The organism is Umezawaea sp., assembly GCF_057122925.1.
This window is the reverse complement of sequence record NZ_DBNGPQ010000005.1, coordinates 1-16025: the sequence shown is the minus strand read 5'-3', so window position 1 is coordinate 16025 and position 16025 is coordinate 1. Positions and strand designations below refer to the sequence as shown.

12 protein-coding genes and 3 pseudogenes are annotated in these 16025 nt (G+C 71.8%); 7 read left to right on the top strand and 8 right to left on the bottom strand.

Features of this window, described 5'->3' with window-relative positions; translation table 11 throughout:
• Window positions 1–991: pseudogene (locus AC156L_RS00445) on the bottom strand (excinuclease ABC subunit UvrA); the annotation flags it as partial.
• Window positions 992–1466: 475 nt separating this feature from the next.
• Here AC156L_RS00445 and AC156L_RS00440 point away from each other — a divergent pair.
• Window positions 1467–2255: a maleylpyruvate isomerase family mycothiol-dependent enzyme gene (locus AC156L_RS00440; protein WP_414719768.1), complete on the top strand. Its 789-nt coding sequence runs from the start codon at window positions 1467–1469 to the stop codon at window positions 2253–2255.
• Window positions 2256–2383: 128 nt separating this feature from the next.
• Here the strand turns inward: AC156L_RS00440 and AC156L_RS00435 are convergent.
• Window positions 2384–3460, bottom strand: a pseudogene (locus tag AC156L_RS00435) (acyltransferase family protein); the annotation flags it as partial.
• A 1-nt stretch (window position 3461) separates the two neighbouring features.
• On the opposite strand from AC156L_RS00435, the gene AC156L_RS00430 reads away from it, so the two are divergent.
• On the top strand, window positions 3462–4139 hold the full coding sequence (locus AC156L_RS00430) for an MBL fold metallo-hydrolase (RefSeq protein WP_330873606.1): 678 nt from the start codon (window positions 3462–3464) through the stop codon (window positions 4137–4139).
• A 551-nt stretch (window positions 4140–4690) separates the two neighbouring features.
• Window positions 4691–4753 (top strand): annotated as a pseudogene (locus tag AC156L_RS00425) (DUF2510 domain-containing protein); the annotation flags it as partial.
• 98 nt (window positions 4754–4851) lie between these two features.
• On the opposite strand, the gene AC156L_RS00420 reads toward AC156L_RS00425, so the two are convergent.
• A complete protein-coding gene (locus AC156L_RS00420; protein ID WP_330873607.1) occupies window positions 4852–5262 on the bottom strand; it encodes a VOC family protein in 411 nt (136 codons plus the stop codon).
• A 169-nt stretch (window positions 5263–5431) separates the two neighbouring features.
• Between AC156L_RS00420 and AC156L_RS00415 the strand changes: the two genes are divergently transcribed.
• A complete protein-coding gene (locus tag AC156L_RS00415; RefSeq protein WP_330873608.1) occupies window positions 5432–8488 on the top strand; it encodes a discoidin domain-containing protein in 3057 nt (1018 codons plus the stop codon).
• Here the strand turns inward: AC156L_RS00415 and AC156L_RS00410 are convergent.
• From AC156L_RS00410 to AC156L_RS00400, 3 genes are all read right to left on the bottom strand, one after another.
• Window positions 8477–9220 (bottom strand): aspartate/glutamate racemase family protein, encoded by a 744-nt coding sequence (locus AC156L_RS00410; RefSeq protein WP_330873609.1) that lies wholly within the window; start codon window positions 9218–9220, stop codon window positions 8477–8479. The two genes, AC156L_RS00415 and AC156L_RS00410, sit on opposite strands and share 12 nt — an antisense overlap.
• Window positions 9217–10713 carry an NCS1 family nucleobase:cation symporter-1 gene (locus AC156L_RS00405; RefSeq protein WP_330873610.1) on the bottom strand — a complete coding sequence of 499 codons (1497 nt, stop codon included), beginning with the start codon at window positions 10711–10713 and terminating at the stop codon, window positions 9217–9219. Before AC156L_RS00405 ends, AC156L_RS00410 begins: the two co-directional genes overlap by 4 nt.
• Window positions 10714–10827: 114 nt before the next feature.
• Window positions 10828–11541 (bottom strand): GntR family transcriptional regulator, encoded by a 714-nt coding sequence (locus AC156L_RS00400; protein ID WP_330873611.1) that lies wholly within the window; start codon window positions 11539–11541, stop codon window positions 10828–10830.
• A gap of 117 nt (window positions 11542–11658) precedes the next feature.
• On the opposite strand from AC156L_RS00400, the gene AC156L_RS00395 reads away from it, so the two are divergent.
• A complete protein-coding gene (locus AC156L_RS00395; protein WP_330873612.1) occupies window positions 11659–12057 on the top strand; it encodes an MmcQ/YjbR family DNA-binding protein in 399 nt (132 codons plus the stop codon).
• Between the two features lie 24 nt (window positions 12058–12081).
• Here the strand turns inward: AC156L_RS00395 and AC156L_RS00390 are convergent, their stop codons facing one another.
• Complete coding sequence (locus AC156L_RS00390) at window positions 12082–13236, bottom strand: peptidase C39 family protein (RefSeq protein WP_330873613.1); 1155 nt, start codon at window positions 13234–13236, stop codon at window positions 12082–12084.
• 162 nt (window positions 13237–13398) lie between these two features.
• Between AC156L_RS00390 and AC156L_RS00385 the strand changes: the two genes are divergently transcribed.
• Window positions 13399–14586: a glycoside hydrolase family 64 protein gene (locus AC156L_RS00385; RefSeq protein WP_330873614.1), complete on the top strand. Its 1188-nt coding sequence runs from the start codon at window positions 13399–13401 to the stop codon at window positions 14584–14586.
• A 55-nt stretch (window positions 14587–14641) separates the two neighbouring features.
• Here the strand turns inward: AC156L_RS00385 and lspA are convergent, their stop codons facing one another.
• Window positions 14642–15148, bottom strand: coding sequence for a signal peptidase II (lspA, locus tag AC156L_RS00380; protein ID WP_330873615.1), 507 nt, complete (start codon window positions 15146–15148; stop codon window positions 14642–14644).
• Between the two features lie 108 nt (window positions 15149–15256).
• On the opposite strand from lspA, the gene AC156L_RS00375 reads away from it, so the two are divergent.
• Entirely contained in the window at window positions 15257–15739 is a 483-nt protein-coding gene (locus AC156L_RS00375; RefSeq protein WP_330873616.1) for a DnaJ family domain-containing protein, read from the top strand.
• The last annotated feature ends 286 nt before the right edge of the window (window positions 15740–16025 follow it).

Below are 16025 nucleotides of genomic sequence, written 5' to 3'. Positions count from 1 at the left end.
CCAATGCGGTGATGAGCCGGCCGAAGTATTCGGAGGTGGTGCCGGCCGACCACGGCGCGAGCGCGCCATCGTCAAGACTCTTGCTCGGGTCGGGCACCACCAACTCGGGATCGACCTGCATCTTCGTGCCGAGCCCGGTGCATTGCGGGCAAGCGCCGAACGGCGAGTTGAACGAGAACGATCGCGGTTCGAGTTCTTCGAACGACAGGTCGTCGTACGGGCAGTAGAGGTGCTCGGAGAACACCCGTTCGCGATGCGGGTCGTCGTCGGGCAGATCGACGAACTCGAGCGTGACCATGCCGCCGGACAGCCGCAGTGCGGTTTCGACCGAGTCGGTGAGCCGCCGCTTGGCGGACTCCTTGACCGTCAACCGGTCGACGACCACTTCGATGGTGTGCTTTTCCTGCTTCTTGAGCTTCGGCGGATCGGTGAGCTGATGGACCGTGCCATCGACCCGGACTCGGGAATAGCCCTGGGAACGCAGCGTCCGGAACAGGTCGGCGTACTCGCCCTTGCGTTCCCGGACCACCGGCGCGAGCACCTGGAACCGCGAGCCCTCGTCTAGCCGGAGCACCTGGTCGACGATCGACTGCGGTGTCTGGCGCCCGATCGGGCGGCCACACACTGGACAGTGTGGGCGGCCCGCCCGGGCGTACAACAGGCGCAGGTAGTCGTAGACCTCTGTGATGGTGCCGACCGTCGACCGCGGGTTGCGGGACGTCGATTTCTGGTCGATCGAGACCGCCGGCGACAGGCCTTCGATGAAGTCGACGTCCGGCTTGTCCATCTGGCCGAGGAACTGCCGCGCGTACGCCGACAGCGACTCGACGTAGCGGCGCTGCCCCTCGGCGAAGATCGTGTCGAAGGCGAGGCTGGACTTGCCCGAGCCGGAGAGCCCGGTGAACACGATGAGGGCGTCCCTCGGCAGGTCGAGGTCCACGCCCCGCAGGTTGTGCTCGCGAGCGCCGCGAACGACAAGGCGGTCGGCCACTGGGTTCCCTTCGGCTACGGGTTTGGCGGTCCGGTACGGCACACGCCGGGTTCGTGCGGTACCGAACACACGTTCGAAAAAGCGTACTAAACACCACTGGTGTCCGCGCGACGGGTCGGCCCCCGGGCGGGGGCGGCCTGGCCGCGGGAGGTGAGCCGACGACCATGCTAGGTGGGAGCACCGACAAAAACGGCGCGGGTGCCCCTGACCTCAGGCGACGGACCCGCCGAGCCCGCACCGGGGATCCCCGTGGCCCCCTGCGCCCCACCAGCCCCACGGATCACGGCGTCAAGAGACCTAGTTCACTCGTTCGTGTGGGACTTGCGGCCCTCGGCACGCGCCCCTGGCCGTGAGTAGAGTCGAAAGCACCGCCACCTGGGACATCCCGTGATCGACGCTCTTCCGACCCACGGCGAACACTCCTAGGCTGGCCGCCACACGACACCGAGCCTCAACGTCGGGGAGAGGCACCCACATGAGCTTTGCCAACACCGGTTCCCAGGTGCAGCCCGCGGTACCCGCGCCCAGGGAGCAGTCCGCCGCGGCGCAGCTCGCCGGCGCGCACCTCGCCGCCGTCGACCGGGCCACCGAGGCCTTCTACTCCGCCGTGGCGGAGCTGGACACCTCCGCGGTGCGGGGTCCCAGCCTGCTGCCGGGGTGGACGCGGGCGCACGTCATCACCCACGTGGCCCGCAACGCCGACGCGCTGGTCAACCTGCTCACGTGGGCCAAGACGGGCGTGGAGCACCAGGCCTACACCAGCCGGAGCGACCGCGACGCGGACATCGAGGAGGGGTCGACCCGCACGCTGCAACTGCTGCGCGCGGACCTGGACTCGGCGTGCCTGCGGTTCGCCGCGGCCGCCGAGACCGTGCCCGCGTCGGCCTGGGAGGCCGAGGTCTCCCCGCCGAGCGGCGGGGTGGTGCTCGCCCACCAGGTGCCGTGGCTGCGGCTGCGCGAACTGCTGTTCCACCTGGTCGACCTGAACGTGGGCGTCGACTTCGACGACGTCCCGGAGGAGTTCCTGGAAGACCTGGTGGACGGCCTGGTCGGGCACTTCGTGGACGAGCCGGACGTGCCGCCGGTGCGTCTGGAGGTCGCGCTGCCGGACGGCCGTCAGCGGGTGTGGGAGTTCAACACGGCGGGCACGGACAGCTCCGTCACGGTCAGCGGTGACGCCTCGGACGTGATCGGGTGGCTCAGCGGCCGCCACGACGGCGCGCGGCTCAGCGGCGACGTGCCGAGGCTCCCGGCCTGGCTGTGAGCGGGGCCACCGCCGACGAACCGGGGTGCCAGCAGCCGGACCGCGAGCAGCAGGCGGATCAGCACCGGCCCCCGGCTCGCGGCGGTGAGCCGGGAGAACGCGGGGCGCTCCACGAACCTGGTGAGCAGCCAGCCGAGCAGCAGGGCCGTGCCGAGGAAGGCGCCGAGCCTGGTCACCGGTCCGGCGCCGAGGCGAGCGAGGTAGGCCATCACGACGTAGCCGATCTCCTGGTGCACCAGGTACACGCCGTAGGTGGTGCCCGCCAGCCACCTGATCGGCGTCGCGAGCACGCGGACCGGCCCGACGTTCCAGTCCGGCCCGGCCGCCGCCGCGGCGAACCCGAGGATCAGCACGCCGAGGCCGAGCGTCGACCCTGGGTTCGAGCTGTGGACGGCCTGCGCGGACAGCGCGGCCACCACCAGCGCGGCCAGGTGACCGCCGCCGAGCCTGTTCTTCGACCACAGCCAGACGGCGACGCCGATGGTGAACAGCTGCGCGCGGTGCACGCCCAGCCCGTCGTAGACCGTGCGCACGACACCGGGGTCGTTCGTCCAGACCCGCATGACCAGCGGTCCGAGCACGAGTGTCCACAGCAGACCCCGCAGCCACCGCCCGCGCACCCTGGAGAACAGCACGGCACCCGCGACGAAGCCGGTGATCTGCACGGGCAGCGTCCAGTACGAGTAGTCGACGAGCGCCGCGCCGGGCACCCAGTTCTGGAGCATGAGCACGTTCAGCACCAGGTCGCCGACCGTGAGGCCGCTCCAGCCGGTGGGCGCGAGCCAGCGCAGCACGGAGAACGTGACGACCGCCACCACCAGGTAGGCGGGGAGGAGGCGCGCCAACCGGTTGCGGAGGAACCGCACGGGTTCGCCCTTCGCCAGCGACGCGCAGGCGAAGTAGGCCGACATCACGACCAGCCCGCTGGCCCCCATCTCCAGGGGGAAGGTGAACGGCGGAGCGCCCACCTCGGGGTGCACGTGCGGGCCCGCGTGCGTGGCGTGCTGCAACAGGACCGAGAACACGGCGAGCACGCGCAAGACGTCCCAGTTGATCTGCCTTGCGGAGGCGCGTGAGGAGTTCGACACGAGGGGGAGGACCTGTCCGGAGGGTGCGGAAACGATCTTCGTTGAGCCTAATGGGTCAACCTGTAGGGACCCTGAAGGAGTACGCGTTTCCGTGGCCGAGCGACTACGGTCGGCCATTGTGGACGTACAAGAGGACTACACCGGGCACGTCGACCCCGGCGGCCCCGCCGCACGCCGGACCCTGGACGCGCTGACCATCACGAAGCTCTCCGTGGGCCCGATGGACAACAACGCCTACCTGCTGGTCTGCCGGGCGACCGGCGAGGCCCTGCTGGTCGACGCGGCCAACGACCCCGAACGCCTGTCCGACCTGGTCGGGCACTCGCAGGACCGGCCGAGGCTCAAGACGATCGTCACCACCCACCAGCACGCCGACCACTGGCAGGCGCTGGGCGCGGTGGCGGGCGCGAACGGCGCGAACACCGTCGCCCACGCCCTCGACGCGGACCCCCTGCCGGTACCGCCGGACCAGCTCGTCGAGCACGGCGACACGGTGCTGGTGGGCGAGGTACCGCTGACCGTGATCCACCTGCGCGGTCACACGCCGGGCTCCATCGCGCTGCTGTACCGCGACCCGGCCGGTCACGGGCACCTGTTCACCGGGGACTCGCTGTTCCCCGGTGGGCCGGGGAAGACGGCGGACCCGGAGAAGTTCGGGTCGCTGATGGACGACCTGGAGACGCGGGTGTTCGGGGAGCTGCCGGACGACACGTGGTTCTACCCCGGCCACGGTGACGATTCGACGCTGGGTGCTGAGCGTCCGAAGCTCGGGGAGTGGCGCGAGCGCGGCTGGTGATCTCCACCCGATCGGGGCTGCCTGTGGTTCTTCGGGCGGCCCCGATCGCGGTTGGCGGCGGCGACCCGGCGCGTAGGCGGAACCGCGCGGCTGGGCGTCCCCGCCGCGGCGCGTGGAATCCCGTGAGCCGGCCGGAAGGCTCCGCGACGCCACCCCCCGGCAGGTTCCCGTGCCGTTCGACGAGCTCCTCGGCGGTCAGCCCGCGGCGAGGAGGGGAGCGGAGTTCGGCGACCTCAACGCCGTTGCGCGTCACGCGGTACGTCTCGCCCGCCCCCACCTCGTCCACGACGGCTGCGACGTGGTCGCGGAACTCCCGCAGGCCGATGACCTTCACCGGGCGATTGCGGCCCGTGCGGCGCATCGGGCGAGCAGCACCCTCACCTGGCGGTCGCGGACTTCGGCGCTGGTGAACCCGGCCGACGAGGTGCGGCGGGCGGGAACGCACCCCGGCGGTGGACGCGGACGACGATCTGTCCGACGACGGCGGTGAGTGACGGACGACCCGGCCACCCGCACCCCAGCCGACCCCTCCCCCACGACCGGCCACCTGGCTGCCGGATCCGCTGGACGACGCGGTGCTCCGCTACGGGGACGGCGCGCGCTGGACGTTCCACACGATCGGGCGACCGCGCGCAGGTGGTGGCGCGGGCGGCCGGAGCCGCGTCGGCCGCACCCCGGCTCGACGTCGTCCGACGGGTGATCGGCGAGCCGGTCAGCCCCCGGTGATGTTGACCATCCACGGGATGCCGAAGCGGTCGACGCAGGCGCCGAACTCGTCGCCCCACATCTGCTTCTCCAGCGGAACGGTGACCAGGCCGCCCTCGGACAGCTTCTCCCAGTACCCGCGCAGGTCGTCCGCGTCGTCGCCGCTGAGGCTCACGGTGATGGTGGTGCCGGGGTTGTGGTCCATGCCCGGCGGGGTGTCGGCGGCCATCAGGGTGAAGCCGTTCTCGGTCTCCAGCATCCCGTGCATGATCTTGTCGGCGAACGCCTCGTCCTCGGCGCCGCCGAACTCGCCGAAGGTGTTGAGCACGAGGGTGCCGCCGAAGACGGTCCGGTAGAACTCCATCGCTTCGCGCGCGTCGTCCTCGAAGCTGATGTAGGGGTTGAGGCGAGAGGCCATTGCCCGCTCCTTCGTCGCGATTGGACAGCATCCTGGCAGACCAGCGTGGGTGCCGCCATCAGGAGCAAGGCCTGACCGGTTCAGGACAGAAAGCTCCTGTGCGAACGGTGTCGCGTGGTTCCATGGCCGCACGAACAGGCGACAACGTTGTCAACGAGCGGGGGCTGGTGTGGGCGAATTCCTGCTCAACCGTCGGCGGTTGCTGGGGCTGATCGGGGCGAGCGCCGTGATCACCGCGTGGGACGGGTCCGGGGCGGGGGCCGCGCCCGCGGCAGCCGATCCGGTGGCGGACACCTACTACCGGGTGCTGCTGCGGCACACGCGGTGGTCGGAGACGCAGTTCGACGCCACCGCCGGGCACTACCGGCGGACGGACTTCGGGTTCGCGGTGGTGCTGGGCAACGCGGTCCTGGTGACCAGGGGCGCCTACGACGCGGGGACCGCCGGTGTCGAACGGGACGTGCTGCGGGCGCGGACGGTGGCGACGATCCGGCACTTCGCGGCGTCGAACGCGCTCGTCGGCGGCACCGAGTGGGGCAAGACCCTGTTCTGGGACACGACGTTCCAGTCGTACTTCGTGCTGGCGGCGCGGTTGCTGTGGGACGACCTGGACGCCGCCACCCGTGAGGCCGTGGACACCATCGCACGGGCCCAGGCCGAGTACACGACGTCGCTCGGGTCCGGCGACGACCCGCGGTCCGGAGACTGGACGCCGAACGGACCGGCGGGCGGGTACCGGGGCGACACCAAGCTGGAGGAGATGGGCGTCTACGCGCAGTCCCTCGCTCCGGGGCTGGCGTGGGCGGCGACCGTGCCGGAGGCGTGGCGGGCGGCGTTCGGGCGGTGGAGCCGGAACATGGCGGGCCTGCCCGCGGCCGACCTCGCGAACCCCGCGCTGGTCGACGGGGTGGCGGTGAGCGCGAACACCGCGACGAACCTGCACGACACGTACGTGGTGGAGAACCACGGGTCGTTCGGGCCGCACTACCAGGAGGAGCTGTGGCGGACGTCGGCGCGCAACGCCGTCCACTTCCTGCTCGCCGGACGGCCGCTGCCCGAGGTGATCACCGCCCAGCCGAACGGGGAACGGCTGTGGCGCACGATCCTGGGCACGATGAGCGACGCGGGCGAGCCGCTGATGCCGATGGTGCGCGACCGGGAACACCTGTACGGGCGGGACGTCATCCCGCTGGCGTTCCGGGCGCAGGTGCTGGGCGACCGGTACGCGGCGCGGGCCGAGGCGGACCTGGCGGCGCGGTTGGAGGCGTACCAGGCGTACCCGCCCGCGGACCGGATGGCGAAGTTCTCCGGTGAGCCGAAGTACGAGCCCGAGGCGCGCGCGGAGATCGCCATCTCCTACCTGCTGCACGAGTTGCGCCCGCGACCGGTGCCGGTGGGGTCGGCGGAGCTGTTCCGGTTCGCCGCCGGGGCGACGGACTTCGGTGCCGGGCCGGGGTTGCTGGCGCAGCAGTCGGAACGGGCCTGGGCCGGGACGGTGAGCAAGGCCGGGCTGGTGAAGTTCGCCTGGCAGCCCTCGCACGACGACTGGCTGTTCGTGATCAGCGGGACCACGCCGATGTTCCTGCCGTCCACCGCGCTGGCGGTGCGGGAGCGGTTCGCCAGGGCCTACACCGGGGTCCGGGACGGGTTCGACGCGACCGCGAGCGTGTTGACGTTCGACAGCGGACGGGCGGGCATGGCGACGCTGCCCACCGGGACGGTCGTCTACGCGACCTCCGGGGTCGCCGAGGGCGAGGGCCGCGTGTCGGTGCACAACCTGGCGATGCCGGGCGTGCCCGGTCTGGACGGCGACCGGGTGTTCACCGCGGCCGAGGGCAGTGCGACCGTGCGCGCCGCCGAGGGCGTCGGTCGCCGCGACGACCTGGTGTTCGCGCGGACGTCCGCGCGGCACGTGCGGATGGTCGGGGTGGTGCCGCACCCGGTGTACGGCTATTCGCTCTACTCCTTCGAGGTGGGGGACGGCGGTGGCGCGGACCTGGCCCGCGGGCGCGCGGCGTCGGCCTCCTCGTCGGACACCGGGCGCGAGCCGGGGTTCGCGGTGGACGGGGACGCGGGCACGCGGTGGGCGGTCTCGCGGGCGGACCGGCCCCGGTCCGACAGCTGGTTCGCGGTGGACCTCGGGGCCGCGGTGCCGGTGGACCGGGTGCGGCTGCACTGGGAGGCCGCCGCCGGGCAGGCGTACCGGGTCGAGACCTCCGCCGACGGGGTGGTGTGGGACGTGGTGGCCACCTATCCGCGCGACGACCTGCGCAGCACCGGGAAGTGGCTGGACGTGGACGGGCGGGCCGGGTTCGTCGTGCACGGTTCCCCGGCCCCGATCGCGGTGCGGGGCGGGACCGTGACGCTGTCCGACGGGCCCGCCGCCGGGTTCCTGGTGGAGGGGTACGTCGGGGCCGACCGGGACCTCGCGGCCATCGCGGGCGCCGGAGCGCCGGTGTGCCCGGACGGGGTGCGGGCGAGCGCGGCCGACGGGTACCTGAGCCTGTTCAACCTCGGCGCGCGGCGGGTGACCGGGGTGGTGTCGGTGCGGCAGTCGCGCACGGCGGTCAAGGTGTACCAGGGGGTTCAGCGCACCACCGCGGTCGGCACGGACCACGACGTGGTGCTGGAGGCCGGGTCGGCTCGGGTCGAGGCGCCCCGGTTCACGGTGCGGCGGATCGGGGGCGGGGCCGTGCCGGCGGGGGTCACCGTGGCGGTGCTCGACGGGCAGCGGGTGCGGGTGACCGGGCCCGCGGCGATGCTGCTGGTCGCGCAGACCGGCGGCGTGGAGCTGCCGGTGGTGCCCGGTGTCGAGGTCGTGTTCCCCAGCGGGCGGCCGTACCCGCTGGCGGACCTGGCCGCGGGTCGGGTGACGTTCCCGTCCGCTCCCCTGCCCGCCGGGATGTCCGATCCCGGCGCGGCGGTCGACGACGACCCGCGGACGTCGTGGACGCCCGGCCCCGGTGGGCGGGTGGTGGTGGACCTCGGTGCCGTGGCCGCGGTCGGGGAGGTCGTGGTGACCTGGACCGCCGGGGCGGTGCCCGCGGCGACTGTGGCGACGAGCGTGGACGGACGCGCCTACGACCCCGCCGCGGCTCTCGGGCGGGGTCGCAGGGCGACCGCGGTGGTCGGCGCGTCCGCGCGGTACGTGGCGGTGAGCACCTCGTGGAAGCGCGGGCAGGCCCGCGTGGTGTCCGTCGTGGTGCGGCCGGGATCAGCCGGGTGACGTGGTGAAGGGGTGCAGCAGCCCGGAGTAGGCCTTCGGCAGCGGTGCGGCGTACTCGCCGTGCTTGTTGGTGGTCAGGGCCATGGCGACCAGGGACTGGACCTGGAGCGTCGCGGCCCTGACCCCGTCGACGACGGGTGCGCCCAGCGCCTTGGTGAGGTCCGCGCAGAGGTCCGCCATGCCCGCGCAGCCGAGCACGACGGCGTCCGCCCCGTCCCGTGCCAGCGCGGACGCGCAGGCCTCGGTGAGCTTCTCCAGGGTGTCCGGGTCCTGGTCCAGCTCCAGCACCGGGATGTCGACGTCGTGCACGCCCGCGCAGAACTTGGTGACGCCGTAGCGCTCCACCAGGTCCCAGGCCCGGCCGCGGGTCCTCGCCAGGGTGGTCACCACGGTGAAGGTGCGCCCGAGGTAGGTGGCCGTGCGCATGGCGGCCTCCGCGATGCCCACGACCGGGCCCGCGGCCAGTTCCCGCGCCGCGTCCAGGCCGGGGTCGCCGAAGCAGGCCAGGACGTAACCGTCCACTCCGGACCGTTCGCCCTCGGCCACCTCGGCGAGGACGCCCGGAACGCTGAGGGCCTCGTCGTAGTGGCTCTCGATCGAGGCCGGGCCCATCGCCGGGCTGGTCGACTCGATCGTCGTGCCCGGCGCGGCCACCGCCAGTGCCGCGCCGTGGATGCCGCGGGTCATCGCGGCGCTGGTGTTGGGGTTGACGACCTTGATGCGCACGGTCACCGCCTGCGCGAGAGGACGGCGTGGACGGCGAAGCCGAGGGCCATGCCGATGAACCAGGTGTACGGGGCCGCGCCCTTCATGCCGGGGCCGGTGGTCCACAGGACCGGGACCATGGCGACGGCCGCGCCGACCACCGTCGCGACGACCGCGGGCGGGTTGAACCCCTTGCTGTACCAGTAGCTGCCGGCGGTGGACATGGTGAACAGGTCGTCCACGTCCACCTCCTGCCTGCGCACCAGGTAGTAGTCGGCGATCAGGACGCCGAACAGCGGGCCGATGAACGCGCCCAGCGTCTCCAGGGTGTAGTGGATGACGTCGGGGCTGTTGTAGAGGTTCCACGGGGTGATCAGCACGGAGCCGACCGCGGCGATCATGCCGCCCGCCCGCCAGGAGATCCTCTGGGGGCTGACGTTGGAGAAGTCGAACGCCGGGGAGATGAAGTTCGCGACGATGTTGATGCCGATCGTGGCGATGGTGAAGGTGAGCGCGCCCAGGACGATGGCGAGCGTGCTGTCGATCCTGGCGACCGTCTGGACCGGGTCGATGATCAGCTCGCCGAAGACCGGGACCGTCAGCGACGCGGTGACCACCACGAGGATGGAGAACACCAGGAAGTTCACCGGGAGGCCGAGGAAGTTGCCGCGCTTGACGGCGGCGAACGTCCTGCCGTAGCGGGAGAAGTCGCCGAAGTTCAGCATGGGGCCGGAGAAGTAGGAGACGACCAGGGCGATGGCGCCGAGCATGACCGGCACGGCCTGCATCCCGGTGTGCTGGACCTCGCCGAGGTTCAGGTCGATCGAGTCCCAGCCCGCCCGGTGCAGCAGGTAGCCGGTGAGCAGGAACATGACGACGTAGACGGCCGGACCGCAGAAGTCGATGAACTTGCGGATGCTCTCCATGCCGGTCCAGAACACCGCCGCCTGGAGGATCCACAGCACGGTGAAGCAGGCCCAGCCGAGCAGCGGCAGGCCGAGCAGGCCGTACTCCTGCACGTTCGCGTAGGGCATGAGGCCGGGGAACAGCTTGAGCAGCGCCACCTCCAGCGCGGCGGAGGCCAGGTAGGTCTGGATGCCGTACCAGGCGACGGCGATCAGGCCGCGGATGACGGCGGGGATGTTCGCGCCGCGCACGCCGAACACGCTGCGGCAGATGACCGGGTACGGGACGCCGGTGACCTGGCTCGGCTTCGCGACCAGGTTGCAGAAGAAGTGGACGATGCCGATGCCGATCAGCAGGGACACCAGCACCTGCCAGCTGTTCAGGCCGAGCATGAACAGGCTGCCCGCCGTGATGTAGCCGCCGACGCTGTGCACATCGGACATCCAGAAGGCGAAGATGTTGTAGGAGCCCCAGGTCTGCTTCTCCAGCGGGACCAGGTCCTCGTTCGCCAGGCGCGGGTCGTAGCTCGGCTTCACGACCCCGGTCACGGAACTGGCGTCGCCGCCGGGGTCGGGTGGGAGGAGTTCCTCCGCGTGCGGCACGATCTCGGTCATGATCACTCCCGGCTCGCCAGTCCATCACGGCTACGCCAGGTAAAACTAGGAGCGCGATGTTACGCAACCATCACGCGAAACATATATTCTGCCACGGCAGGGGTTCCGGCCGTCCTAGTCCGGTTCGGCGAACAGCCCGGTGTGCCTCGGCAGCAGCTCCAGCGAGGACTGGAGCCGCCGGTGGTGGGCCTGCGCGGCGTCCAGGAGCGCCTTCCCGTCCCGCGCCACGAACGCGGCGAGCATGGCGTCGTGGTCGCTGTGGAGCTGGGCGCGTTCCGCCTCCGGCACGTGCGCCATGGGGCGCAACGGCTCGGTGACGTTCCAGGCGGCCTCGAACATGCCGAGCAGCCGGAGCATCCCGCAGGGGGCGACCAGCGCGAGGTGGAAGCTGCGGCTCTCGCGGTGGTAGGCCTGGACGTCCCCGGCCCGCACCGCCTCCTCCAGGTTCCGGTGCGCCGCCCGCGCGGTGTCGTCGTCCCGCGCGGTCGCGGCGGCGACCGCCGCGCTCAGCGCCGCCGCCTCCAGCACCCCGCGCACGAGGTACAGCTCGTGCAGTTCGCGGGCCGTCAGCTTGGCGACCGTGTAGCCGAGGTTGGGCCGGTGCTCCACCAGCCCCTCGCCGATCAGCGTCTTCAGCGACTCGCGCACGGGGATGCGGCTGACGCCGAACACCGCCGCGACCTCGTCCAGCGGGATCGGCGTGCCGGGCGGGACGCCGCCGTCGAGCAGGCAGCGGCGCAGCTCGGCCAGGATCGCGGCCTGCGAGCTGCCGGGGCGCTCGCTGACCAACCGCGTGATCAGCACGGACGGGTGCTTCCGACCTGGCATGAGCGCCTCCTCGCCGAGGACGTGCAGGCTACGCGCCGCGCGTTGCCACCGGATGACCCCGCGGACGGGGTTCCCGTTCGCGGGGCCGGAACGCCCGCCGCGTCCTACAGTGCTGACGTGGCCACCTGGGACGAGGTACACCGGATCGCGATGGCGCTGCCGGAGGCGGAGGAGCGGTCGCCGCGCGACTGGCGGGTGAAGGGCAAGGGGTTCGTCTGCGAGCGCCCGTTGCGCAAGGCCGACCTGCTGGAACTGGGAGCGGACGCGCCGTCCGGGCCGGTGCTGGGCGCACGGGTGGCGGACCCGGGCGTGAAGGAGGCGCTGCTGGCCGACGCGCCGGACGTCTACTTCACCACGTCCCACTTCGACGGCTACGCGATGGTCCTGGTCAGGCTCGACGAGATCGGCTCGGCGGAACTGGAGGAGCTGGTCGTCGAGTCGTGGCTGGTGCGGGCGCCGAAGCGGCTGGCGAAGCAGTACCTCGACGCCACGGGCCGACCGCCTGCGGCGACCTGAGGGGTCGCCCGCGCCGGACGGTGCTCAGCGAGCGGGTTCGATGATGTACACGATGCCGCCGGACCCGCCCGCCACCGAGCCGTCGGCGGCGTAGCGCTTGGTGCGCAACCAGATCGTCTCGAACTGGGCGCGCGGGTAGACGCGGCGCACGGCCTCGTTCGAACTCGACGCCGGGTCGTTGGCGATCACGTCGCCCGCCCTCGTGAAGCCGATGACGACCATGATGTGGCCCGCGGTGCCGTAGCCCGCGCCGTCCAGCTCGTCCTCGCGGAACGACTGGGACGTGATCACCGGGACGCCGCGGGCGACGTACCGCTCCAGCTCGGTGAGCGACCGCAGCCGCGTGACGTGGCCGCGCAGGCCGAAGCTCGCGGCGTACGCGGTGTTGAACGGCCAGTTCCCGGCGCCGTCGTAGTCGAGGTCGTAGGTGTGCTCCGCGGCGTGCTCGACGCGGGGGTCGGGCAGGTTCGGGTCCAGCTCCTCCGGCTTCGGCCCCCGGCCCCAGTACTCGACCACCATCGCCGTGGACGTGGGGCTGCACCAGGCCTCGCCGCCCGCGTGCAGGTTCTGCGAGTACCGCGGCACGCGCAGCTCGACGCCGCGGGCCGGGCCGGGCGCGCTGGTGGGCACGGTGAACCTGTCGGGGACGGCCGACGCCATCGCGCCGACCATCGACAGCGTCGGCGTCACCGGGGTGCCCGCCTTGCGGTAGAGCGTGACGCGGAGCTGGAACTCGCGCTGGGCGTGGCCCTCGGCCGCCTGGAACGTGTCGACGTCGACGTACCCGTGCTCGTCGGACTGCCCCGGCACGGACGTGCGCTCGATGTCGGAGTCGCCGTAGGCCCAGCGCCCCATGACGTACCAGTCGGTCCCCGGGCCGCGGAGGTCGACCCGGATCCACGTCCCCGCCGGGGTGTCGGCGTTCCAGGACGGGACGATCTGCGTCGCGCCGAAGCGCGTGGGGTGGACCGGCGACGTCCACCGGGCGTAGTCGTAGCCCGCCTCGCGACCGATCGGCCGGTCGACGACCAGGCCGCCCGACGCGGGGCGCACCCCTTCGGAGACGCCCTGCGCGAAGGCCGCGGAGCGCCACTCGTGGTGGTCGACCGGAGCGTTCGCGACCGGTGTGAGCAACGAGGCTCCCAACAGCAGCACGGCGAGCACGGGCCACCTCCTCATCGGTGCCGATTAACATGCTATCGCCGTTATCGGTTAAGCAACAACCGCTCATCCGGGAAACCTGTCCGCTTTGTCGGCGTGATCAGCCGTTGACACGACACCGGTTGCCGCGCAACTCTGTGAGAGCGCTCTCACAACTCCATCCTGAGGAGGAGACAGCCGGTGCACGTCAAACGCAAGGTGTTCTCGCTGGTAGCGGCCGTGGCAACCGCCGCGTCCGGAATGACCGCCCTGGCGACCGCGGCCGAGGCCGTTCCCGCCACCATCCCGCTCACGATCACCAACAACTCGGGTCGCGGCGACGCGGTCTACATCTACAACCTGGGCACGGAGCTCTCGACCGGGCGCCAGGGCTGGGCGGACGCGAACGGCGGGTTCCACCCGTGGCCCGCCGGGGGCAACCCGCCGACCGCCGCGCCGGACGCGTCGATCGCGGGGCCCGCGCAGGGGCAGTCGAAGACGATCCGGATGCCGAAGTTCTCCGGCCGGGTCTACTTCTCCTACGGCCAGAAGCTGGTCTTCAAGCTGACCACGGGCGGCCTCGTGCAGCCCGCCGTGCAGAACCCGTCCGACCCGAACGCGAACATCCTGTTCAACTGGTCCGAGTACACCCTGAACGACTCGGGCATCTGGCTGAACAGCACCCAGGTCGACTTCGTCTCGGCGCCCTACAACGTCGGCGTGCGGCCCGCGAGCGGCGCGACCAGGACCACCGGCAAGTTGAAGCCCGGCGGCTACACCGCCTTCTTCAACTCCCTGCGCAACCAGCCCGGCGGCTGGGCGAACCTGATCCGGACCCGGTCGGACGGCACGATCGTCCGCGCGCTGGCCCCCGGCCACGGCATCGAGGCGGGCGCGCTGCCCGCCAACGTGCTGAGCGACTACGTGAACCGGGTGTGGACGAAGTACTCGTCCTCCACGCTCACCGTCACGCCGTTCGGCAACCAGCCGAACCTCAAGTACTTCGGCCGGGTCTCGGGCAACACCATGAACTTCACCAACAGCGCCGGCCAGGTCGTCACGTCGTTCCAGAAGCCCGACTCGGACAGCATCTTCGGGTGCTACAAGCTCCTGGACGCCCCGAACGACCAGGTGCGCGGCCCGATCTCGCGCACCCTGTGCGCCGGGTACAACCGCTCGACGCTGCTGTCCAACCCCAACCAGCCCGACGCGAACAACTCGGGCTTCTACCAGGACGGCGTGACCAACCAGTACTCCAAGAAGATCCACGCCCAGATGGTCGACGGCAAGGCGTACGGCTTCGCCTTCGACGACGTCGGCGCGCACGAGTCGCTCGTCCACGACGGCAACCCGGCGCAGGCCTACCTCACGCTCGACCCGTTCAGCTAGACCGGTGAGGACGACCGGGCGCGCGGAGCCCCCTGCACCGGCTCCGCGCGCCCGGTCACCTCTCCGCGGTCGCGCGGTCGTGCAGGAACGTGAGGACGACGAAGAGGACCGCGCCGCAGAAGAGCGCGATGTCGGCGATGTTGCCGACGAACCAGCCGTTGTAGTCGATGAAGTCGACGACGTGGCCGCGGGCGAAGCCGGGGTCGCGGAACAGGCGGTCGAGCAGGTGGGTGAACGCGCCGCCCAGCAGCAGCGCGAGCGCGACGGCCCGCAGCCGCGGCTGGGGCTGGGTGGCCAGGCGGGCGAGGACCACCACGGCGACGGCGGCGAGGATCGTGAAGACCCAGGTCGAGCCGCTGCCGATGGAGAACGCGGCTCCGGGGTTGTAGAGCAGGCGGAGCTGGAGGAACTCGCCGAGCAGCGGGATCGGCGCCTTGCCGGTGAGGGCGGATTCGGCCCAGTACTTCGACGCCTGGTCGAGCACGAGCACGGCCACCGCGATGCTCAGCACGACCGCAAGCCGTCGGGACTCGGTGGGGGCTGGGGTATCCGTTTCCGTCACCGGAGGAGGGTAACCGTTCGGCTCGACCCGCCGGTTCGGCGGCGAACACACTGGTCGGGAGGTCGCGGCTCCGGGACCGTTCACGGCGGTTCAGGCACAATCGGAGGGGTGACCGAGCGAAAGCCCGCCGACGTGACCTTCGAGTCGTGGGTCGACCGGCAGATCCGCGAAGCCACCGACCGGGGCGAGTTCGACGACCTGCCCGGCGCGGGCAAACCGCTGCCGGGTGTCCAGGGGCCCGTCGAGGAGCAGTGGTGGCTCAAGGACTACCTGCGGCGGGAAGGCCTGCCGAGCGACGTCCTGCTCCCCACCCCGCTGCTGCTGCGCAAGGAGGTGGAGGCGCTGCCCGGCACCGTGCGCGGTCTGAGGACCGAGGCGGAGGTGCGCGAGTTGGTGGCCGACCTGAACCACCGGATCGTGGACTGGCTGCGCTTCGGTGACGGGCCGCGGGTGCCGCTGGCTCCGGTGAACGCGGACCGGACGGTGGAGCGCTGGCAGGAGGAGACCCGCCGCCCGACCCCCGCCGCGGTCCCGGTGCCACCACCGCCCCCGCCCCCGGTCCGCTGGTGGCACCGCTGGACCCGCCGGTGAGGTTCCCGCCCGCCGACGGGGCACGGCACCCGCGGCACCCGGTGAGCGGCGCGGAGTAGGACGCCCCGCACCACCGGCCCCGCCCGCGAAACTCCCGCCCAGCAACAGGACACACCACCCGCAGCACCCGGTGAGCGGCACGAAGTCCAACGCCCCGCACCACCGGCCCCGCCCGCGAAACTCCCGCGCAGCGACAGGACACACCACCCGCGGCACCCGGTGAGCGGCACGAAGTCCAACGCCTCGCACCACAGGACCGCCCGCGAGACTCCCGCCGTCGACGGGA

Coding starts and splice junctions, on each gene's coding strand:
- AC156L_RS00420 (WP_330873607.1), bottom strand. CDS start 5,262: ATGGCCTCTCGCCTCAACCCCTACATCAGCTTCGAGGACGACGCGCGC.
- AC156L_RS00400 (WP_330873611.1), bottom strand. CDS start 11,541: ATGCCAGGTCGGAAGCACCCGTCCGTGCTGATCACGCGGTTGGTCAGC.
- AC156L_RS00405 (WP_330873610.1), bottom strand. CDS start 10,713: ATGACCGAGATCGTGCCGCACGCGGAGGAACTCCTCCCACCCGACCCC.
- AC156L_RS00440 (WP_414719768.1), top strand. CDS start 1,467: ATGAGCTTTGCCAACACCGGTTCCCAGGTGCAGCCCGCGGTACCCGCG.
- AC156L_RS00390 (WP_330873613.1), bottom strand. CDS start 13,236: ATGAGGAGGTGGCCCGTGCTCGCCGTGCTGCTGTTGGGAGCCTCGTTG.